This window comes from Curtobacterium sp. MCPF17_046 (assembly GCF_003224295.1).
Classification (GTDB): Bacteria; Actinomycetota; Actinomycetes; order Actinomycetales; family Microbacteriaceae; genus Curtobacterium.
In genome coordinates this window covers 1-19,809 of record NZ_QKLB01000020.1, presented here as the reverse complement: position 1 = coordinate 19,809, position 19,809 = coordinate 1, and the positions used below count along the sequence as shown (strand labels likewise).

General features: G+C 71.9%; 17 protein-coding genes. 3 read left to right on the top strand and 14 right to left on the bottom strand.

Annotated elements, in window-relative coordinates:
* Positions 1 to 12: 12 nt before the first annotated feature.
* From DEJ32_RS14500 to DEJ32_RS16415, 6 genes are all read right to left on the bottom strand, one after another.
* The gene (locus DEJ32_RS14500; RefSeq protein ID WP_110901789.1) at positions 13 to 1,485 is read right to left on the bottom strand and encodes an NAD(P)/FAD-dependent oxidoreductase; all 1,473 of its coding nucleotides are present in this window, start codon (positions 1,483 to 1,485) and stop codon (positions 13 to 15) included.
* A gap of 43 nt (positions 1,486 to 1,528) precedes the next feature.
* Entirely contained in the window at positions 1,529 to 2,077 is a 549-nt protein-coding gene (locus tag DEJ32_RS14495) for a DUF501 domain-containing protein (protein ID WP_110823620.1), read from the bottom strand.
* 35 nt (positions 2,078 to 2,112) lie between these two features.
* The gene (locus DEJ32_RS14490; RefSeq protein ID WP_110823980.1) at positions 2,113 to 2,688 is read right to left on the bottom strand and encodes a septum formation initiator family protein; all 576 of its coding nucleotides are present in this window, start codon (positions 2,686 to 2,688) and stop codon (positions 2,113 to 2,115) included.
* Between the two features lie 770 nt (positions 2,689 to 3,458).
* A complete protein-coding gene (gene eno, locus DEJ32_RS14485; RefSeq protein WP_110890349.1) occupies positions 3,459 to 4,742 on the bottom strand; it encodes a phosphopyruvate hydratase in 1,284 nt (427 codons plus the stop codon).
* Positions 4,743 to 4,840: 98 nt separating this feature from the next.
* Positions 4,841 to 6,085 (bottom strand): histidine--tRNA ligase, encoded by a 1,245-nt coding sequence (hisS, locus tag DEJ32_RS14480; RefSeq protein ID WP_110901788.1) that lies wholly within the window; start codon positions 6,083 to 6,085, stop codon positions 4,841 to 4,843.
* Between the two features lie 216 nt (positions 6,086 to 6,301).
* On the bottom strand, positions 6,302 to 7,225 hold the full coding sequence (locus tag DEJ32_RS16415; RefSeq protein WP_220033038.1) for a MazG family protein: 924 nt from the start codon (positions 7,223 to 7,225) through the stop codon (positions 6,302 to 6,304).
* A 127-nt stretch (positions 7,226 to 7,352) separates the two neighbouring features.
* On the opposite strand from DEJ32_RS16415, the gene nhaA reads away from it, so the two are divergent.
* Positions 7,353 to 8,531, top strand: coding sequence for a Na+/H+ antiporter NhaA (nhaA, locus tag DEJ32_RS14470; protein ID WP_110901787.1), 1,179 nt, complete (start codon positions 7,353 to 7,355; stop codon positions 8,529 to 8,531).
* Positions 8,532 to 8,631: 100 nt separating this feature from the next.
* Here the strand turns inward: nhaA and mfd are convergent, their stop codons facing one another.
* From mfd to DEJ32_RS14435, 7 genes are all read right to left on the bottom strand, one after another.
* Positions 8,632 to 12,225: a transcription-repair coupling factor gene (gene mfd / locus DEJ32_RS14465; RefSeq protein WP_110901786.1), complete on the bottom strand. Its 3,594-nt coding sequence runs from the start codon at positions 12,223 to 12,225 to the stop codon at positions 8,632 to 8,634.
* Positions 12,226 to 12,371: 146 nt separating this feature from the next.
* Positions 12,372 to 12,956 carry an aminoacyl-tRNA hydrolase gene (gene pth, locus DEJ32_RS14460; protein WP_110823613.1) on the bottom strand — a complete coding sequence of 195 codons (585 nt, stop codon included), beginning with the start codon at positions 12,954 to 12,956 and terminating at the stop codon, positions 12,372 to 12,374.
* Positions 12,957 to 12,983: 27 nt separating this feature from the next.
* On the bottom strand, positions 12,984 to 13,622 hold the full coding sequence (locus DEJ32_RS14455) for a 50S ribosomal protein L25/general stress protein Ctc (RefSeq protein ID WP_110901785.1): 639 nt from the start codon (positions 13,620 to 13,622) through the stop codon (positions 12,984 to 12,986).
* A 209-nt stretch (positions 13,623 to 13,831) separates the two neighbouring features.
* The gene (locus DEJ32_RS14450; protein WP_146234171.1) at positions 13,832 to 14,875 is read right to left on the bottom strand and encodes a hypothetical protein; all 1,044 of its coding nucleotides are present in this window, start codon (positions 14,873 to 14,875) and stop codon (positions 13,832 to 13,834) included.
* A complete protein-coding gene (gene manD, locus DEJ32_RS14445) occupies positions 14,872 to 16,212 on the bottom strand; it encodes a D-mannonate dehydratase ManD (RefSeq protein WP_375342326.1) in 1,341 nt (446 codons plus the stop codon). Before manD ends, DEJ32_RS14450 begins: the two co-directional genes overlap by 4 nt.
* 245 nt (positions 16,213 to 16,457) lie before the next feature.
* Positions 16,458 to 17,123 carry a response regulator transcription factor gene (locus DEJ32_RS14440; protein ID WP_110901802.1) on the bottom strand — a complete coding sequence of 222 codons (666 nt, stop codon included), beginning with the start codon at positions 17,121 to 17,123 and terminating at the stop codon, positions 16,458 to 16,460.
* Between the two features lie 29 nt (positions 17,124 to 17,152).
* Positions 17,153 to 18,529: a sensor histidine kinase gene (locus DEJ32_RS14435; RefSeq protein ID WP_110901783.1), complete on the bottom strand. Its 1,377-nt coding sequence runs from the start codon at positions 18,527 to 18,529 to the stop codon at positions 17,153 to 17,155.
* A 216-nt stretch (positions 18,530 to 18,745) separates the two neighbouring features.
* Between DEJ32_RS14435 and DEJ32_RS14430 the strand changes: the two genes are divergently transcribed.
* On the top strand, positions 18,746 to 18,991 hold the full coding sequence (locus tag DEJ32_RS14430; protein ID WP_258369085.1) for an SHOCT domain-containing protein: 246 nt from the start codon (positions 18,746 to 18,748) through the stop codon (positions 18,989 to 18,991).
* An 80-nt stretch (positions 18,992 to 19,071) separates the two neighbouring features.
* Here the strand turns inward: DEJ32_RS14430 and DEJ32_RS14425 are convergent, their stop codons facing one another.
* A complete protein-coding gene (locus tag DEJ32_RS14425; RefSeq protein ID WP_110901782.1) occupies positions 19,072 to 19,599 on the bottom strand; it encodes a gluconokinase in 528 nt (175 codons plus the stop codon).
* Positions 19,600 to 19,712: 113 nt separating this feature from the next.
* Here DEJ32_RS14425 and DEJ32_RS14420 point away from each other — a divergent pair.
* The coding region (locus DEJ32_RS14420; RefSeq protein ID WP_146234170.1) for an NAD(P)-binding domain-containing protein at positions 19,713 to 19,809 on the top strand (97 nt) is incomplete at its 3' end.

Sequence of the window (19,809 nt, the reverse complement as noted above, 5' to 3'; positions counted from 1 at the left end):
GGTGTGCGCTGCCTACTCGGTCTTGGCGGACTCGCCGGCGCCGACGGGCTCGGCGGCCTTCGAGACGTCCTCGGCGGGCGTGGCGTACGCGGGACCGGCAGCACCGGCGGGCTGGCCCTCGGCCGGGGACTCGGCTGCCGGAGCGGCCTCGACGGCCGGCTTCGGGCGGGAGGCCCACGCCTCGAACGCGGCGCGGGGCGTCTCACGGTCGTCGAGCGATACGATGTCGCGACCGAGGAAGAAGCCGGAGACCCAGTCGCCGACGACGCGGATCTTGCGCTCCCACGACGGCATGGCCAGACCGTGGTAGCCGCGGTGGGCGCCCCAGGCCAGGAAGCCCTTCATCGCGAACTTCCCGGACTGGAAGACACCGATGCCGAGACCGAGGCCGGCGACGGCACCGAGGTTCTCGTGCTTGTAGTCGACGGTGGCTTCGCCGCGCAGGGTCGCGACGAGGTTCTTCGCGAGCTGCTTGGCCTGACGGACCGCGTGCTGGGCGTTCGGCACGCACATGCCGCCGACGCCACCACCGGTGAGGTCCGGGACGGCCGCGACGTCACCGCAGGCCCAGGCGTCGGCGATGACCGTGCCCTCGTCGACGATGCGGAGGTCGGGCTGCACCGTGATGCGGCCGCGGGGCTCGAGCGGGAAGTCGGTGCCCTTGACCATCGGGTTCGCCATGACGCCGGCGGTCCAGATGATCAGGTCGGACTCGATGACCTCGATCGACTCGTCCTTGGCCTTGAGCTGGCAGACGCCACCGACGGCCGAGGCGAGCTGCGTCTCGAGGTGCACGGTGGCCCCGCGCTCGGCGAGGTTCTTGAGCACCCAGTGCGAGGTCTCGAGCGAGACCTCGGGCATGATGCGGCCCATCGCCTCGACGAGGTGGAAGTGCGTGTCCTCGAAGGCGATCTGCGGGTAGCTGCTGAGCAGGTCCGAGACGAAGGAGCGGAGTTCGGCGAAGACCTCGATACCGGCGAAGCCACCACCGACGACGACGACCGTGAGCAGACGCTGCCGCTCGGGGCCGGCCGGCAGGTTCGCTGCCTTGGCGAAGTTGGTGAGGATCTTGTCCCGGATCGCCGCAGCCTCTTCGATGGTCTTCAGGCCGATGGCCTCGTCCGCGACGCCCGGGATCGGGAAGGTGCGCGAGACGGCGCCGGCGGTCATGACGATCTGGTCGTACGACTCCTGCCACGGCTCGCCGACCGCGGGGGTGATGGTCGCGGTCTTGTTCGCGTGGTCGACCCCGGTGACCTTCGCGGTGACGACACGGGTCGACTTGAGGTGGCGGCGGTGCGAGACCACGGCGTGACGCGGTTCGATCGACCCGGCGGCGACCTCGGGGAGGAACGGCTGGTACGTCATGTACGGCAGCGGGTCCACCATGACGACGTCGGCTTCGCCGTTGCGAAGGTGCTTCTCGAGCTTCCATGCGGTGTAGAAGCCGGCGTAGCCGCCGCCGACGACGAGGATCTTGGGCACGGTTGGTGATCTCCTTGGGGTGGTTGGACTGCTGGGCGGCTGGTCAGGACTCGCCGCCACCCACCCCGACTCCGGCGTCTGCATCCTCATCATAGGCCCGGCATTCGCACCGAGACGGCGACCAGTCCGCGCGCTCCAGCGCGAGGTCTCCGATGGGGTTGACGCCGGGTCCGGCGGCGAGGGCGTGCCCGACGAGCGCGTGCAGGCACTTCACGCGGGTGGGCATGCCACCGGCGCTGATGCCCGCGATCTCCTCGACGTGCTCGATCGACTCACGGTCGTCGAGGTACGCCTGGTGCGCGTGGCGGTACTGCTCAGCGGTGTCCGCGTCCTCGAGGAGGGCGGCCAGCTCGGGCATGACCTGGTTCGCCTCGAGGGTGCTGACCGCTGCGGTGGCTGCCGGGTGGCAGAGGTAGTAGAGCGTCGGGAACGGGGTGCCGTTGCCGAGGCGGGGCTTCGTGGACACGACCGTCGGGTTGCCGCAGACGCAGCGAGCAGCGATGCCGATCACGTCACGGGCGGGGCGTCCGAGCTGGGCGGTCACCACCTGCACGTCGTGCGCGGTCGGCGGGTCGAACGGAGGGGTCGTCACGGGCACGTGAGCCTACCCGACTCCGCGCGTCGGCCCTACTCGGGGGACGAGCCGCTGTCCGTCCCGCGGTCGGTGTCGCTGCCGCTGCCGTCACCGGTGTCGCCGCGGCGCTCGAGTTCGTCATCGGTCTCGTCCGACAGCCCGGACTCGAGGACGGACGAGAGCATCGACCGCACCCAGTCCACGTCCGGCGTCTGCACCGTCGAGCTGACCGGGGTGCCGGACTCGGTCCTCGGCGCCGGGGTGGCCGAAGCGCCGGCCTCGCTGCCCATCACCAGGTAGCTCTCCTCGCCCGGGTACACGTAGAGCAGGCGGTCGCGCGCCTGTGCCTCGATGTAAGCGGGGTCGTCCCAGCGCGCCACGTCGTGCTTCTTCTGCGCGACGTCGGCCTTCTGCGCCGCGACCTGCCGCTGCATGTCGGTGATCTGGTCCTGCTGCTGCACGAGCGTGCGGAGCGAGGGGGCGAGCACCACGACGAAGAGCACGATGATCGCGAGCATCAGCAAGCTGAACCCGGAGAAGTGCAGCGACCGGTACCACGGCTGTCCCGAGGTCGCTCCCTCGGGCATGGCCACGGGGACGCGGCGGACGCGGGGCTTCTGGCTGGGCACGACGACGACGATAACGCGGCCGTCGGGGCTCGGCATCCCGCCGCGCGCGCGTTGCGCACCCTCTCAGCGACGGCTGCCGACGCTGGAAGCGCCCCGCGCCCCGCGCCTCCAGTCCGGCTCGGTCCCCGAGACGCCCCCGCCGCGCTGAGACGCCGCGACCTCGTCGAGACGCCGCCGAATCCGGAGGCGTCTCGCGCGCACCGCGGCCTCACGCGCAGACGGGGGCGTCACGCTCCACCTGCCTGGAGGCGGGGCCCGGGCTTCCAGGCTGGCTCGGGTCCCGGGACGTCAACTGACCGACGGGCCGCCGCCGGGCCGCCGAGACGCCGCCACCTCGGCGAGACGCCGCCGAATCCGGAGGCGTCTCGCGCGCACCGCGGCGTCGTACGCAGACGGGGGCGTCACGCTCCACCGACCTCGAGGTGGGGCCCGGGTCTCCCGGCTGGCTCGGGCCCCGGGACGTCAACTGACCGACGAGACGCCGCCGGGCCGCCGAACCGCCGCCACCTCGGCGAGACGCCGCCGAATTCGGAGGCGTCTCGCGCGCACCGCGGCGTCGTCCGCAGACGGGGGCGTCTCGCGCAGACGGGGCGTCCCGCGCAGACGGGAGGAACGGCTCGCGCAGACGGGAGGAACGGCTCGCGCGGACAGGGCGTCTCGCGCAGACGAGGCGGCTCGCGTGAGTCGGTGGCACGCGCGGGCGGGTCCGTTCCGCGGAACGGCGAGACGCCGCCCTCCGAACGGAGGACGGCGTCTCGGCGGGTGCTGGGTTACAGCGAAGCCGAACGCGGGAAGGCGGAGCGGCCGGCGTAGACCGCCGCGTCGCCGAGCTCTTCCTCGATGCGGAGCAGCTGGTTGTACTTGGCGACGCGGTCCGAGCGGGCCGGGGCGCCGGTCTTGATCTGACCACCGTCGACCGCGACCGCGATGTCCGCGATCGTGGTGTCCTCGGTCTCACCGGAGCGGTGCGACAGGATCGCGGTCATGCCGTGGCGGTGCGCGAGGGAGACCGCGTCGAGGGTCTCGGTCAGCGTGCCGATCTGGTTCACCTTGACCAGGATCGAGTTGCCGGCCTTCTCGTCGATGCCGCGCTGGAGCCGCGTCGGGTTGGTGACGAACAGGTCGTCGCCGACGATCTGCAGCTTCGAACCGAGCTCGGCGGTCAGGTGGGTCCAGCCCTCCCAGTCGTCCTCGGCCAGCGGGTCCTCGATCGTGGCGAGCGGGTAGTCACGGGCCAGGTCGACGAAGTACTGCGTGAACTCGGCGCTCGAGAGCTGCTTGCCCTCGAAGGAGTACTTGCCGTCGTGGAAGAACTCGGTGCTGGCGACGTCGAGGCCCAGCGCGATGTCCTTGCCCGGGGTGAAGCCGGCCTTCTCGATCGCCGCGAGGAGGAAGTCGAGCGCGGCGCGGTTCGAGGCGAGCTCCGGCGCGAAGCCGCCCTCGTCGCCGAGGCCGGTCGCGAGGCCCTGCTTCTTCAGCTCGCCCTTGAGGGCGTGGTAGGTCTCGACGCCCCAGCGCAGGGCCTCCGAGAAGGACTCGGCGCCGTACGGCACCAGGAAGAACTCCTGGATGTCGACGTTGGTGTCGGCGTGCGCGCCGCCGTTGACGACGTTCATGAGCGGCACGGGGAGCGTGTGCGCGTTCGGACCACCGAGGTAGCGGAACAGCGGCAGGTCGACCGAATCGGCCGCGGCGCGGGCCACGGCGAGCGAGGCGCCGAGGATGGCGTTCGCGCCGAGGCGGGACTTGTTCTCGGTGCCGTCGAGCTCGATGAGCGCGGCGTCGACGAGACGCTGGTCCGTGGCGTCGAAGCCCTCGAGCGCCGGGCCGATCTCGTCGAGCACGGCCTCGACGGCCTTGAGCACGCCCTTGCCGCCGTACCGGGAGTCGTCGCCGTCGCGCAGCTCGTACGCTTCGAAGGCGCCGGTGGAGGCACCGGACGGGACGAGGGCGCGCGAGACGACACCGTCGTCGAGGAGGACCTCGACCTCGACCGTCGGGTTGCCTCGGGAATCGAGGACTTCGCGTGCGCCTACGGCATCGATCACTGCCACGGGGAACTCCCTGTCGTTGGGTTGTGGTGGTTGCGCTGTCGATCCTAGCGACGCCGCTGCACCGCGACGCCTGGCTGTGGATGACCGGGAGGAGTCCGTCAGGCGAGCGGACGGAACTCCACGCCGTCGAGCGACGTGGTGTCGGTCCCGACGGTGGCGAACGAGCCGAAGCCCTGCTCCGCGAGTCCGGCGAGGAGGTTCTTCATGTTCTTCGTGCGCTTCTCGAGGCGCACGCGGTGGTGCGTGTCCAGTGCCTCGGCCTTCAGCGCGGCCAACCGGACCGGGTCGACGTCCTTGTCGTACACGAGCACGACGGCGTCGGACTCGGCCGAACCGGGCAGCGACACGAGGTCCACGAGCCGCTCGAACCCGAGCGAGAACCCGACCGCCGGGACGTCCTGCCCGAGGAAGCGCCCGATCATGCCGTCGTAGCGGCCGCCCCCACCGAGGCTGTACCCGAAGTCGGGGTGCGCGACCTCGAAGATCGTGCCGGTGTAGTACCCCATGCCGCGGACGAGCGTCGGGTCGAAGCGGAGGTCGACGCCCGGGAGCGCCGCGCGCAGTCGCTCGAGGTCGGCGAACGCCTCGGCGTCGAGCCAGTCGGCACCGCGCACGCTGTCCCAGTTGGCGGACTCGAGCGCCCGGATCGTGTCGGCCGTGGCGGCGGGGTCGAGGCCGAGCGTGGTCCCGAGCTCCTCCGCGACGCCGACGGCCCCGATCTTGTCGAGCTTGTCGACCGTGATGAGGGCCCGGTCGGCTGCGGACTGCTCGGTGACCCCCCACGAGGCGAGGAGCGCGAGCAGGATGCGGCGGTCGTTGATCCGGATCGACGTGCCGACGATGCCGAGCGCGTCGAGCGCTGCGGTGGTCGCCCGGATGAGTTCGATCTCGGCGAGCTGCCCGGGCTCGCCCAGGACGTCGATGTCGCACTGCACGAACTGGCGGTACCGCCCCTTCTGCGGACGCTCGGCACGCCACACGGGCGCGATCTGCACGGCACGGAACACGCTCGGCAGTTCGGCGCGGTGCGAGGCGTAGAACCGGGCGAGCGGGACGGTCAGGTCGAACCGCAGCCCGAGGTCGGCGAGGTCCAGCGGCGCGTCGGCCTGCCGCAGGTCCTCGGTGGTCAGCCCGCGGCGCATCACGGCGAAGGCCAGCTTCTCGTTGTCGCCACCGAGTCCGGAGTGGAGGCGGGCGGCGTCCTCGACGACCGGCGTCTCGATCTCGTCGAACCCGTGTCGCGCGTACACACCGCGGATGACGCCGAGCACGTGCTCCCGCCGGGCCTTGTCGGCGGGGAGGTGGTCTCGCATGCCCCTGGGGGCCGTCACGGTCGTCGCCATGCCGTCGATTCTCGCAGAGCAGGACCGCCTCTTGCAGCAGCGCGTGTCCGCTGATATTCTGCATCCAGAACCTCGGTCGGAGCGTGCCTGATCCGCGCGTCGGCCGGCAGCGGAGGCGGCGTGCTGCAAGCGCCTCCGCGGTTCGAGCGGGATCCCCTGTCGGCGTCGCTCCCTGGTGACGCCGTCTCCCGCTCGCGGGCGTCCTCCTTTTTCGGGTTAGGAGGACGCCCGCTCTTCGTCGTGGTCGTCACGGTCGTCTGCGCGGTCGCCCCCGCGGTCGTCTGCCCGGTCCTCTCCGCGGTCGTCCTGCTCGAGGCTGCGGCCCGCCACCTCGAGCATCGCCACCGCGGCACGGAGACTCGCGATCGGGTCCAGACCCTGTTCGTGCGCGACGGCCACCTCGGCGAGCATCCCGGCGCCCCAGGCCGCGTCGACCCGGGTCCCCGGCTGCTGCCCGGCAGCGGCGTCACCGGGGTCCGCGGCACCGACGACGTCCGCAGCACCGACCGCGCCGGAGGCCGCCGCTCCGTCGGCGCCACCGGGAGTGACGGGGGCTCCGGGGACGTCGGCGGCAGCGGGATCCCCGCCGACACCGGGAGCGACGGGGGCACCGGTGACGGGATCGACCACCTCGAGCACGGCGCCGTCCGTCACGGAGGCCATCGCGGCGTGCAGGTCACCACGCTCCTCCAACCGCTCCAGGAGCTTCACGGCACGTTCGAGCGGCGGCATCGCCCGCGGCACGCCCGTGTACGCGCTCGTCCGCGACGACTTCTCGGCGGCCTTCGCGGCACGCCAGACCCGGATGACGTCCTCGACCGTGTGCGCTTCCTCGTCGCCGAAGACGTGCGGGTGGCGCCGCTGCATCTTCTCGCGCACGGAGTCGGCCACGTCGTCGAGGTCGAACCTCCCCTGCCGCGCGGCGATCCCCGCGTGCAACACCACCTGGTACAGGACGTCGCCCAGTTCCTCGCGGAGTTCGTCGTCGTCCCCGCCGTCGATCGCGTCGACGAGCTCGTAGGTCTCCTCGACGGCGTACCGGGCGAGGGTGGCGTGGGTCTGCTCGCGGTTCCAGACGCATCCGTGCTCGGGGTCGAGCAGGCGGTCCACGACGGCGACGAGTTCGGCAACGGCAGTCATGCCGCCATGCTGCCACCCGCGGCTCCGCGTGGATCGGGCTCCCGGGCCGTCCCGCTATCCTGGTGGAGGTGTGTCGGGAAGTCTGGTCGACGGTCCGTTCCCCGTACCCGATCTCCACCGGAGCCGCATGCCGTCCTTCGTCCGTTCGCCCCGATTCAGCGCGATCGCCCTCCTCACCGCCGCCGGCCTCGGACTGGTCGTCGCCAACACCGCACTCGGCCCCGGTCTCGAGCGGGGCCTCGACTGGCACACCCCGTGGGGAGCAGTCGGCCTCGACCTCTCCATCGCCCACTGGGTCAGCGACGGCCTGCTCGCGGTCTTCTTCCTGCTGGTCGCCATCGAGCTGAAGCACGAGCTGGTCGCCGGCGAGCTCGCGAACCCGAAGACGGCCGTCGTCCCGGCCATCGCCGCGGTCGGCGGTGTGCTCGTGCCGGCGCTCGTCTACCTGCTCGTCACCGCCGGGACGCCGTACACCCACGGATGGCCGATCCCCACCGCGACCGACATCGCGTTCGCGCTCGGGGTCCTGGCGATGTTCGGGCGCGGGCTGCCCGCGACGATCCGGGTGTTCCTGCTCGCCCTCGCGGTCCTCGACGACCTGATCGCGATCGTCATCATCGCCGTCGTCTTCGCGCACGGCACGGACTTCCTCGCGCTCGGCGGAGCAGCGGTCCTGCTCGTGGTCTTCGCACTGCTCGGACGCCGGCTGCGCCCGGGCAGTGCCGCGCAGCCGTTCCTCGTCGTCGCGATGGTCCTCGTCGGCCTCGTCACGTGGTGGCTCGTGTACCACTCGGGTGTGCACGCGACCATCGCCGGTGTGGCCCTCGGGTTGGTCCTCCCCCGACGTCCGGGCGGCACCCTGCACGAGCAGGTCGAGCCGTGGTCGAACGCGATCGTGCTCCCCGTCTTCGCCTTCGTCTCCGCAGCGGTCGTGATCCCCACCGTCGGCATCGGCGAGCTCTCCCCGACCTTCTGGGCGGTCGTCCTGGCGCTGCCGGTCGGCAAGGTCATCGGCATCACCCTGTTCGGCGTCGTGGCCGGCCGGCTCTTCCGCGGACCGGGTCGGTCGACCCTCTCGGTCGGCTCCGTGATGACGGTCGGCGTGCTCGGCGGCATCGGCTTCACCGTGTCGCTGCTCATGAACGAACTGGCGTTCGCGGCGAACGAGGAGATCGTCGACGAGGGCGTCCTCGCGGTCCTCGTCGGGTCGGGCATCGCGATGGTCGCGTCCGCGGTCGTGGTGTCGGTGCGGGCGCGCCGGTACCGCCAGCGGCGCGAGCTGTCCGAGGCCGAGGCCACCGAGTAGCGCTCGCTCACGCACCGGCGCGACCACGTGACGGACGGGAGGCCCGGGACGGATCCGTCCCGGGCCTCCCGTCCGTCCGGTGGTCACCGGACGAGGACCGTCAGGCGGCCGGGGCCTCCGCCCGGGCGGGCGCTCCGTAGACCGCGGTGAGGATGCTCTCCACCCAACCGATGAGGGCGTCGTCCGGCAGGGTCTCGCCGTGCGGCTTCGGGACCGGGATGCTCGCAGCGTCCTGCTGCGGGAACCAGCGTGCACCCGCGAACATCCGCTTGAGGCGGACCTGCGCCGAGTCGGCGAGTTCCTTGCCCGCCACCCGCAGGTTCGACCCCATGACGACCACGTCGGACAGGCCGACCTGCTGCGCCATCCGGCGGAGGCGGGACACCTCGATCAGCGTCAGCACGGCCTGCGGCGGGGTGCCGTACCGGTCGGTGAGCTCGTCGAGGACCATGTCGATCGCCTCGGGCTGCGCGGCCGGGGCCGACGCGGCGGAGAGCTTCTGGTAGGCCTCGAGTCGGAGGCGCTCGGACTCGACGTAGTCCTCCGGGATGTGCGCGTCGACGGGGATCTCGAGCCGGAGCTCGGTCTGTCCCTCCGCCACGTCCCCGCGGAACTGCGACACCGCCTCGCCGATCATCCGCAGGTACAGGTCGAACCCGACGCCCGCGATGTGGCCGGACTGCTCGCCGCCGAGCAGGTTGCCGGCACCGCGGATCTCGAGGTCCTTCATCGCGACCTGCATGCCCGCGCCGAGCTCGTTGTTCGCCGCGATCGTCTCGAGGCGGTCCTGCGCGGTCTCGGACAGCGGCTTCTCGGCGTCGTACAGGAAGTACGCGTACCCGCGCTCGCGCCCACGACCGACACGGCCGCGGAGCTGGTGGAGCTGCGACAGGCCGTACTTGTCCGCCTTGTCGATGATCAAGGTGTTCGCGTTCGCGATGTCCAGACCGGTCTCGATGATCGTCGTCGACACGAGCACGTCGAACCGGCGCTCCCAGAAGTCGACCATGACCTGCTCGAGGGCCTGCTCGCCCATCTGCCCGTGTGCCACGGCGATGCGGGCGTCCGGCACGATCTCGGCCAGGTGCGACGCGACCGACTGGATGTCCTTCACGCGGTTGTGCACGTAGAACACCTGGCCCTCGCGGAGCATCTCGCGCTTGATCGCCGCGGCCACCTGCAGGTCCGACTGCGGTCCGACGAACGTGAGGATCGGGTGCCGGTCCTCCGGCGGGGTCGCGAGGGTCGACATCTCGCGGATGCCGGTCACCGCCATCTCGAGCGAGCGCGGGATCGGCGTCGCGGACATCGCCAGGACGTCGACGTTCGTCTTGAGCTTCTTGAGCTGGTCCTTGTGCTCGACACCGAAGCGCTGCTCCTCGTCGATGATGACGAGGCCGACGTCCTTGAACTGCACGCTCTGCGACAGGATCCGGTGCGTGCCGATGACGACGTCGACGGTGCCGTCGGCGAGGCCCGCGAGGGTCTCCTTCGTCTCCTTCTCGGTCTGGAACCGGCTCAGGGCGCGCAGGTTCACCGGGAACCCGGCGAACCGCTCCTGGAACGTCTCCATGTGCTGGCGGACGAGCAGCGTCGTCGGGACGAGCACAGCGACCTGCTTGCCGTCCTGCACCGCCTTGAACGCGGCGCGGACCGCGACCTCGGTCTTGCCGTAGCCGACGTCTCCGGAGAGCAGCCGGTCCATCGGGATCGGGCTCTCCATGTCACGCTTGATCTCTTCGATGGTCGTCAGCTGGTCGACGGTCTCCGCGAAGGGGAACGCCTCCTCCAGCTCGCGCTGCCACGGGGTGTCCGGCCCGAACGCGTGCCCCTTCGACGCCATGCGGGCGGAGTACAGCTTCACGAGGTCCACCGCGATGTCGCGCACGGCCTTGCGCGCCTTCGACTTCGCCGCCGACCAGTCCGAGCCGCCCATCTTCGACAGGGTCGGGTTCTCGCCGCCGACGTACCGGGACAGCTGGTCGAGCTGGTCGGTCGGCACGAAGAGCTTGTCGCCGGGGTAGTTCCGCTTCGAGGGCGCGTACTCGAGCACCAGGTACTCACGCTGCTGCTTGACGGCGTTCCGGCCGCCGGAACTGACCTCCCTGCTGACCAGTTCCACGAACTTGCCGATGCCGTGCGTGGCGTGCACGACGACGTCGCCCGGCTTCAGCTGCAGCGGGTCGACGACGTTCTTGCGCCGGCTCGCGAGCTTCTTGACGGTGCGGGCGCCCTGCTGGACGCTGCGGCCGTAGAACTCGGCCTCGCTGAGGAGCGCGATGCGCGGGTCCGCGACGGCGAAGCCGTGCTCGACGCTGGCCGTCGTGACGATGGCGACGCCCGGCTCGGGAGGCCCGTCCAGCGTCTCGGCGCGCGCGGCCACCCCGGCGTCGGCGAGCACCTGCACCGCACGTTCGACGAGACCCTGGCCCTGGGCCGTCACGACGACGGCCCACTGGTCGTCGGTCAGCGCCTTGACGTGGGCGACCGCACCGTCCGCACTCCCGGCGAAGCTCGGGATCGCCTCGCCCGGGACGCGGATGTACTCCCCCGCCTCGGCGGCCGCGTCGGCGTCGCTCAGCGGTTCGTCGGCGCCGGAGTCGAACGGCGACACCGTCCACCACGTGCGCTGCCCGCGGGTGTTCTTCAGCTGCCGGACCGTGAGGAAGTTGCCCGCATCGAGGTCGATGGGCGCCTGGGCACCCGCCACGGCCGCGCTCCACGCCGCCTGCAGGAACTCCTGGTTCGTCTCGGCCAGGCTGTGCGCGCGACCGCTCACCCGCTCCGGCGAGAAGACCGCGATCGTCGCTTCCTCGGGCAGGTACTCCGTCACCGGCACGAGCTTGCGGACCAGCGCCGGGGCGAGGGACTCCATGCCCTCGACGGGGATCCCCTCGGACACCTTCGCGAGCATCTGCGACAGGTTCGGGAACTCGTGGAGCATCTCGCGCGCCCGCTGTCGGACGTCGTCGCTCAGGAGCAGTTCGCGTGATGCGGTGAGCTCCACCGCGTCGAGGTCGTCGTCCGTCGACCGCTGGTCGGCGACCGAGAACGCCTTGATGCCCTCGATCTCGTCACCGAAGAAGTCGACGCGGACGGGGTGGTCGGCCGTCGGCGGGAAGACGTCGAGGATGCCGCCGCGGACGGCGAACTCCCCGCGGCGGGTGACGAGGTCCACCCGGGCGTACGCGAGGTCGACGAGCTGTGCGGCGATCGCGCCGAGGTCGTTGCCCCGCGACGCGCTCCGCAGCACGACCGGAGCGAGCTCGGTCAGGTTGTCGGCGATCGGTTGGAGCGCTGCCCGGACGCTCGCGACCACGACGGTCGTCCGGCGCTCCGCGGCAGGGGCGTCCTGCCACCGCTGCAGTGCGCGGAGGGTCGCGATGCGGGTGCCGACGGTCTGCGGGCTCGGGCTGAGACGCTCGTGCGGCAGGGTCTCCCACGCCGGGAACTCGAGCACGTCCGCGTCGGGGACGGTGCAGCTGAGGGCGTCACGGACGGCTTCGGCCTCCCGCCCGGTCGCGGTGATGACGAAGGCGCACTGCGGGCCCGAGCGCTCGGCCAGCAGGGCGGCGAACAGGGGCACGCGCAGGCCGTCGACCACCGAGAAGTCGGCGTCGCGAGGAGCGGCACGGAGCGCACGATCGAAGGAGGAGGCGCGCGAGAGCGCAGGGATGAGGCCCGAGATCGTCACTCACACGATGGTACCGGCGGCCCCCGACAGCGGTCGCGGCGTGCGCGACGGGCGAACAGGAGGCGCGTGGCGGAGCCGGGGCGGGCCTCCCGGCCGGTTCCGGCTCAGGAGCTGCCCGGCTCCAGGTCGTCCGATGGCGACGGTGGTCAAGCCGGGGCGTGGAAGCGCTGCTGCGCGGCGAGCAGGCCGTCGGTCACGATCGCCTCGACGGCGTCGGCCGCGTCGGCGAGGAGGTTCGGCAGCGCCTTCTTCTCGGCGGCGGAGAAGTCACGCAGCACGTAGTCGGCCGGGTCCTGACGGCCGGGTGGGCGTCCGATGCCGACCCGCACGCGGGCGAACTCGTTCGTGTTCGTCGCCTTGATGACGTCGCGGATGCCGTTGTGCCCGCCGTGGCCACCGTTGCCCTTGAGCTTCACGGAGTCGAACGGCAGGTCGAGCTCGTCGTGGACCAGGATCAGGTCCGCCGGCGGCACGCTGTAGAACCCGAGGACGGCGGAGACCGGACCGCCGGACGTGTTCATGAACGACCCGGGCTTCGCGAGGACGAGCTTCGGGCCCCCCGGTACGAGGCGCCCCTCGGCGACCTGGTTCGGGGTCTTGTGCTTCCTGAACGTGGCACCCATCCGGGCGGCCAGTTCGTCGAGGACCATCTGGCCGACGTTGTGACGGTTGCCCGCGTAGTCGGGCCCGGGGTTCCCGAGCCCGACCACCACGAACGTGCGCTCCGCCATCAGCGTCGGCCAGACGTCGTCGTCGTCTTACTCGGAGTCGGCGTCGGCCGGGGCGGAGCCGCCCTCGGTGCCGGCCTCGGCGCCCGCCTCGGCAGCGGCCTCGTCGGCGGCGTCGTCGTCAGCGGTGCCACGCGGGGTGACGATCTGGACGACGAGCGACTCGGCGTCGGTCTCGAGCTCGGCACCGGCCGGGAGCTTGAGGTCGGACGCGTGGACCTGCGCACCGTCCTCGAGGCCCTCGACGTCCACGACGACGTGCTCGGGGATGTCGGTCGCCTCGACGAGCAGGGAGACGCTCGCCAGGTCCTGCACGTGGATGGTGCCGGCGAAGGACTCGCCCTCGATGACGACGGGCACGTCGACCGTGACCTTCTCGCCACGACGCACGACGACGAGGTCGATGTGCTCGATGATCTGACGCACCGGGTCACGCTGGACGTCCTTGACGAGGGCGAGCTGGGCCGCACCCTCGATGTCGAGGTCCACGACCGCGTTGGCGGTACGGACGAGGAGCATCGTCTCGTGGCCCGGCAGGCTGATGTGCTGCGGCTCGGTGCCGTGGCCGTAGACGACGGCGGGGATCTTGTCGGCGGCGCGGAGCTTGCGGGCCGCACCCTTGCCGAACTTGGTGCGGACTTCCGCTGCGAGCTTGGTGTAGTCAGCCATGATGCCTCCTGGTGTCGGGGACGACGCCGGAGTGCCGGCATCGGGGGGTCTGTGGTGTTGCAACTCGAACGCGTGCACGCGTGAGGAACGTTCCCAGGGCTGGCCGGGTCTCCCACCGCGTCGATCACGGCCGCTTGCGCGGCCCTCGCCGAAGTCAGTCACCGAGTCTAGCAGGGGCTCCGGGCGTGTCGCGACGGTGCCGTGACTGGTCAGCGGCGACGGTGGTGCCGGGCGGCGACGAGGGCTTCCCGGGCGCGGTCGCTCGCGGCCTCGGCGTCGTCGCGCTCCTGCCCGAGCCGCTCGGCCTCGGCGTCGAGGTCGGCTCGCTCCTGGTCGAGGGCGCTGAGCTGTCGCTCGAGGTCGCGACGGCGGCGGTCGAGGTCGGCGCGTCGGTCCTCAACGTCCTCGAGGGCGGACTCCGCCTGGTCGAGAGCGGCATCGGCCTGGCGGGAGGCACGTCTCGCTGCCGCCTCGGCCTCGCGCGCCTCGCGGCGCTCGGCTGCGGGGTCGCGCTGGTCCTCGTCGGGAGCCGGCACGTCGGGCCCGTCCGGAGCATCCGGTTCGGCAGCAGCATCCGGCTCGTCAGGGGTCCCCGGCTCGTCGTCTGCGGGACCGAGCGCGGCGGGACGGCGTGCACCGCGCCTCCCGGCCGTGATCGGGATGGGAGGCGCGTCGCTGCCGGACCACGCGTCCGGGACGGCGTCCGGGACGGCCACCGCGTCGGTCAGGTCGACGTCCTCGAACCCCACGGCCTCGAGGGGCCGCAGGAGGAGGCCCGATCGGATCGCGGCGCCGGCGTGCGGGTCGGCCATGCCGGCCTCGATGGTCGCGCGGACCTGCTCGAGCACGGTCGGGGTCGGCGGGTGCCCGGCTGCGGACGCCCGGTCGGCCCCGGTGTCGGCGAGCGCCGCCACGACCTGTGACCGCTGCTTCCGGAGCGTCGCGATCTGCTGCGGGTCCGCGGAGGCCTGCGCCTGCCGGAGGGCGGGACCGAGGTCGACGGCGTCGTCGAGGGCGTCCTCGGAGGCGAGCAGGTCGACGATCCACGCGGCCGGCGCGGGCTTCTTCAGCTTCCCGATCGCGGCCGCGAGCTCCCGGTCGTCCTTCCGGACCGCTCGTTGCCGTGCCGTCCGCGCGGCCACGAAGTCGCCAGGAGCGGCGCGCAACAGGTCGCGGGCGACGTCGGCGAGCGCTGCGGGGTCCACGCCACCACTCTGCCCGTCGGGCACGGTGCGGCGCCCGGGAACGCTCACCAGTCGTGCACGGTGCCGTCCGCCAGGCGGTTGAACGGCAGGTACGCCTGCTCGAACGGGTACTTCCCGGCCTCGTCGACGTCGAGCGAGACGCCGATGCCGGGCTCGTCGCCGGGGTGCAGGTACCCGTCCGCGAAGGTGGCCGTCTGCTGGAACACCTGGTTCGTCCTCGGGCCGTGCTGCATGTACTCCTGGATCCCGAAGTTGTGGATGGCGAGTCCGAGGTGCATCTGGGCCGCCATCCCCACCGGCGAGATGTCGGTCGGCCCGTGGAACCCGGACTTCACCTGGTACATCGCGGCGTAGTCCATCGTCTTCCGCAGCGGGGTCACGCCGCCCATGTGCGTGACGGCGCCGCGGACGTAGTCGATGAGCTGGTCGCGGATGAGGTCTTTGAAGTCCCAGACCGTGTTGAAGACCTCACCGATGGCGAGCGGGGTCGTGGTGTGCTGCCGGACGAGTCGGAGCGCTTCCTGGTTCTCGGCGGGGGTGCAGTCCTCGAGCCAGAAGAGGTCGTACGGCTCGAGCGACTTCCCGAGCTTGGCGGCCTGGATCGGGGTCATCCGGTGGTGTCCGTCGTGCAGGAGCGGCAGCTCGGGACCGAACTCGTTGCGGACCGCCTCGAAGACGGTCGGCAGGTGCCGGAGGTACGCGCGGGTGTCCCAGTCCTCCATGGCCGGGAACGCCCCACGCTGCGCGGGCTCGAAGTCGTAGCGGACGCCGGCGTTGCCCTCGGTGGTGCGGTTCGAGGCGATGCCGTAGATGGACTCGAGCCCCGGCACGCCGGTCTGGACGCGGATCGACCGGTACCCCTCGGCCTGGTGCTGGCGGATCGAGTCGAACAGCTCCGGGAGGTCCTTGCCCGACGCGTGCCCGTACGCCATCAGCCCGGTCCGGGAAGCACCGCCGAGCAGCTGGTAGAGCGGCATCCCGGCGACCTTGGCCTTGATGTCCCAGAGCGCCATGTCGACGGCGGCGATCGCGGCCATCGTCACCGGACCCCGACGCCAGTAGGTCGAGCGGTAGAGGAACTGCCAGGCGTCTTCGATGCGGCTGGCGTCCCGACCGGTGAGCAGCGGGACGACGTGCTCGGACAGGTACGCGGCGACCGCGAGCTCGCGGCCGTTCAGGGTCGCGTCACCGAGACCGATGACGCCGTCCGCGGTGGTCAGCTTGAGGGTGACGAAGTTCCGGTCCGGACTGGTGACGATCACCTCGGCACGGTCGACGAGCTGTCCACGGTCCGTGCTCGCCCAGGTGTCCGGCCTGGAGGCTGTGCCTCCGCCCGCAGAGCGTGCGTCGGTCGCACCGGGGGTCGGGTTCGCGGGATCGGTCACGGCGTTGCTCCTCCTCGAGGCGGGCGCGGTGCTCCTCCGCGGCGGTGCGGGATGCATCCGGCGTCCACCTGTCGAGCCTGCACCGGCGGCGGCCGTGTGTCCATCGGCAGCGGCCGGCCCGACAGGCCCGGGGGCGCACCGCGCAAGGCGGTCGAGCGCGTCGACGTAGCGAGGGATCTCACGTTCGAGGACCTCGTCGACGCTGTCGGCTCGGTCGTCGCCCTCGTTGCTCGTGCTGGTGCCCGTCATCCCGTCCACCCCGGGGTGACGAGGCCGGTCTCGTAGGCGAAGACCACGAGTTGGGCGCGGTCGCGAGCGCCGAGCTTGATCATCGCCCGGGAGACGTGGGTCTTCGTCGTGGCCGGACTGACGAACAGGCGCTCGGCGATCTCGGCGTTCGTCAAGCCGCTCGCGACCAGGCGCATGACCTGGCGCTCGCGGTCGGTCAGGGCGTCGAGTTCGGGTGCGAGCGCTGCCGGCTTCGCGTGCGCCGCGTACGCCTCGACGAGCGACCGGGTCGGGCCCGGCGACAGCAACGACTCCCCCGCGACGACGGTGCGGATCGCCCGGAGGAGTTCGGCGGGCTCGGTGTCCTTCACGAGGAACCCGGCTGCACCACCACGGATCGCCTCGAACACGGTGTCGTCCTCCTCGAAGGTCGTGAGGACCACCACGTGCACCGCGCTGAGCGCCGGGTCCTCGGAGATCCGCCGTGTGGCGACGAGGCCGTCGGTCCCCGGCATGCGGATGTCCATGAGCACGACGTCCGGCAGTTCCCGTGCGACGACCGCGACGGCGTCCTCGCCGTCGGACGCCTCACCGACGACCTGCATCCCCGGCTCGGCGGACACGAGTGCGCGGAGTCCGGCACGGATGAGGCTCTGGTCGTCCACCAACACGATCCGGATCAGATCCGGCGTGGTGGGAGTCGCGGACATGGTCATGCGGTCGTCTCCGTCGCTCCGGACGCAGTGCGTGCGGGTTCGCCGATCGGCAGGCGTGCGTGGACCGACCACCCGCCGTCGGGCGTCGGGCCGACGGCGAGTGTGCCGCCGACAGCCGTGGCCCGTTCGTGCATCCCGACCAGCCCGTTCCCCGGACTGCTGCCGCTGCCGCCGTCCGCCTGCTCGGTCACGGTGTGCTGGCCCGCCGCACGGGCGAGGGCGGACGAGGAGCGGTGCCCGCGGGGCGCCTCCTCGGTCCGCGGGGCACCGGCGCCGATCGCGACCGGCGCCGGGACGTCGGTCACCGTGATGTCGACGACCTCGGCCCCCACGTCGACCACGACCGAGGCGTGGTGGTCAGGGACGTGCTTCATGACGTTCGTGACGGACTCCTGCACGATGCGGAAGGCGTTGCGCGAGACGACGCCGGCGACGGTCTCCACCGGGCCGTCCAGGCGCAGCTCCACGTCCATCCCGGCCAGGCGGGCTCGATCGACCAGGTCGGGGACGCGGTCGAGACCGGCGACCGGGGTGCGGTCGGAGGTGCCAGACGGTGCGTCGACGGCCCGCAGCACGCCGAGGATCGTCCGGAGCTCCACGAGCGCCTGCTTGCTGGAGTCGCGGATGTTCAGCAGCGACTCCCGGGTCTGCTCGGGGAGTTCGGCCCCGAGGTGCAGGGCCACCCCCGCCTGCAGGTTGATGAGCGACATGCTGTGGGCGACCGAGTCGTGGAGCTCCCGGGCGATGCGGACGCGCTCGGCGCCGGCGCGCTGCTGCTCCGCCGCGAGGCGGGCGCGACGGGCGTCGGCGGCGCGGGCCACCCGTACCCGGACGAGCTCGGTGACGGCGATGGTGACCGTCAGCCACGCCAGGCAGAGCGTCATCGTGGTGACGGTCGGGAAGGGCGCGCGGCCGGTCAGGGTGTCCGCCGAGGGCAGGACGACCTGCGCGACCGCGGCAGCGACGTACGTGGGGACGCGGTGGCCGCGGAACCAGGCGTTCGCCAGCGCCATGGTCAGCGCCGCGACGAACGGCCCACGCGGACTGACGACCAGGGCGTAGCCGATCGTCGTGCCGAGGGTCAGGGCCAGGACCACGACCGGCCACCGCCACCGGAAGGGCAGGACGACGATCCCGCCCACGAGCAGCACCCATGCCAGGGGTCCGAGCAACACCGGGTCGACGCCGTCACCGAAGCGCTCTGTCCACGGCGGGCCACCAGCACCGACGGCACCGGGACCGACCCCGGCTGCCCACCGGGTGGCGGCGACGGTGCCGACGACCTGCACGAGCGCCACCGGCAGCACCCGTCCCACGCGGGCGAACCGCCGTCCACCCGCCGGGCGGGTGTCGGAGCGCGTGTCGGTGGTCATGCAGCGAGCCTACGGTCGGCCCTCCGCCGACACATCGCGCAGCGGGAGGGCCTGTGGACTACGCCCGGAGGAGTAGTCGCCTGTGGACGAACCGGCGCGGGTGAGCCGGCGGGAGCAGGTCCGAGTGGGCTCTCCTGGCGGACGCGGGTGGGGCCTCCCGACCGACAGCCTTGTCGTGTCGCGACCGCGGCACCACACCCGACCTCGGAGGTCCCCATGCTCACCACACTCGCTGCCACCGCTCCGTACTGGCACGGAGGCGGGATGCCGTCCCACGGCTTCCCCGTGTTCCCGGCGCTCCTGCTCCTGCTCGTCGTCGGGGCCGTCGTCTTCGGCGTCCTCCGCCGCGGTGCCGGACGGGCGATCGCCGACGCGCGGTCGGTGCTGGCCGACCGGTTCGCCCGCGGCGAGATCGACGCCGAGGAGTACCGCGCTCGACGGTCGGAGCTCAGCCGGAAGTAGACCCGACGGTCAGGTCGTCGAGCGCGACGGGCTCAGGGCAGGGCGGGTTCAGGGCCGGACGGGCTCGGGGCAGGACGGGCTCAGGGCAGGACGGCGAGGATCGCCGCGACGGTGTCGTCCACGATCCCGTGGATCGGCACCGCCGCGACGGCTTCGTCCGCGCCCGGGCGCTCGAGCGTCGCGAACTGCGAGTCGAGCAGGGAGTTCGGCATGTACTCGTGGTGACGGTGGCGCTGCCGATCGGCGATGAGCTCGCGCGACCCGTCGAGGAACACGATGAAGAGGTCCGGGGCGTCCTCACGCAGGCGGTCCCGGTACGCGCGCTTCAGCGCCGAGTTCGCCATCACACACCGCGAGCCGGAGGCCTCGACCTCCGCGATGCGGGACGAGCACGCGTCCAGCCAGGGGCGACGGTCGTCGTCGGTGAGCGGGATGCCGGCGTGCATCTTCTCCTTGTTCGCCGCCGGGTGCAGCGCATCCGCGTCGACGAACTCGACCGCCTGTCCGCGGTCGACGAGCGCCTGTGTCAGGGCCTCACCGATCGTCGACTTGCCGGATCCGGAGACCCCCATCACGAGCACGGGCGGGAGGACGGTCGCATCGGCCATGTCTCCACAGTACGAACGGGGGGACCGACTGTCCCCAGGATGCGGAAGACCTGGATGAGCACATCGGGCGCTGCATAGATTGGCGACGGCCGTCCAGACACGAAGGAGTCGACGTGGCAGACAACAACGAACAGGCGAACATCGGGGTCATCGGCCTCGCGGTGATGGGTTCGAACCTGGCGCGGAACCTCGCGTCGCGTGAGGGGAACA

What these genes read in the sequence shown, in the direction of transcription:
- hisS (WP_110901788.1), bottom strand. Translation starts at nt 6,085, where the DNA reads ATGGCGACGACCGTGACGGCCCCCAGGGGCATGCGAGACCACCTCCCC.
- DEJ32_RS14425 (WP_110901782.1), bottom strand. Translation starts at nt 19,599, where the DNA reads ATGGCCGATGCGACCGTCCTCCCGCCCGTGCTCGTGATGGGGGTCTCC.
- DEJ32_RS14435 (WP_110901783.1), bottom strand. Translation starts at nt 18,529, where the DNA reads ATGACCACCGACACGCGCTCCGACACCCGCCCGGCGGGTGGACGGCGG.
- nhaA (WP_110901787.1), top strand. Translation starts at nt 7,353, where the DNA reads ATGCCGTCCTTCGTCCGTTCGCCCCGATTCAGCGCGATCGCCCTCCTC.
- pth (WP_110823613.1), bottom strand. Translation starts at nt 12,956, where the DNA reads ATGGCGGAGCGCACGTTCGTGGTGGTCGGGCTCGGGAACCCCGGGCCC.
- DEJ32_RS14455 (WP_110901785.1), bottom strand. Translation starts at nt 13,622, where the DNA reads ATGGCTGACTACACCAAGCTCGCAGCGGAAGTCCGCACCAAGTTCGGC.
- DEJ32_RS14430 (WP_258369085.1), top strand. Translation starts at nt 18,746, where the DNA reads ATGCTCACCACACTCGCTGCCACCGCTCCGTACTGGCACGGAGGCGGG.
- DEJ32_RS16415 (WP_220033038.1), bottom strand. Translation starts at nt 7,225, where the DNA reads ATGACTGCCGTTGCCGAACTCGTCGCCGTCGTGGACCGCCTGCTCGAC.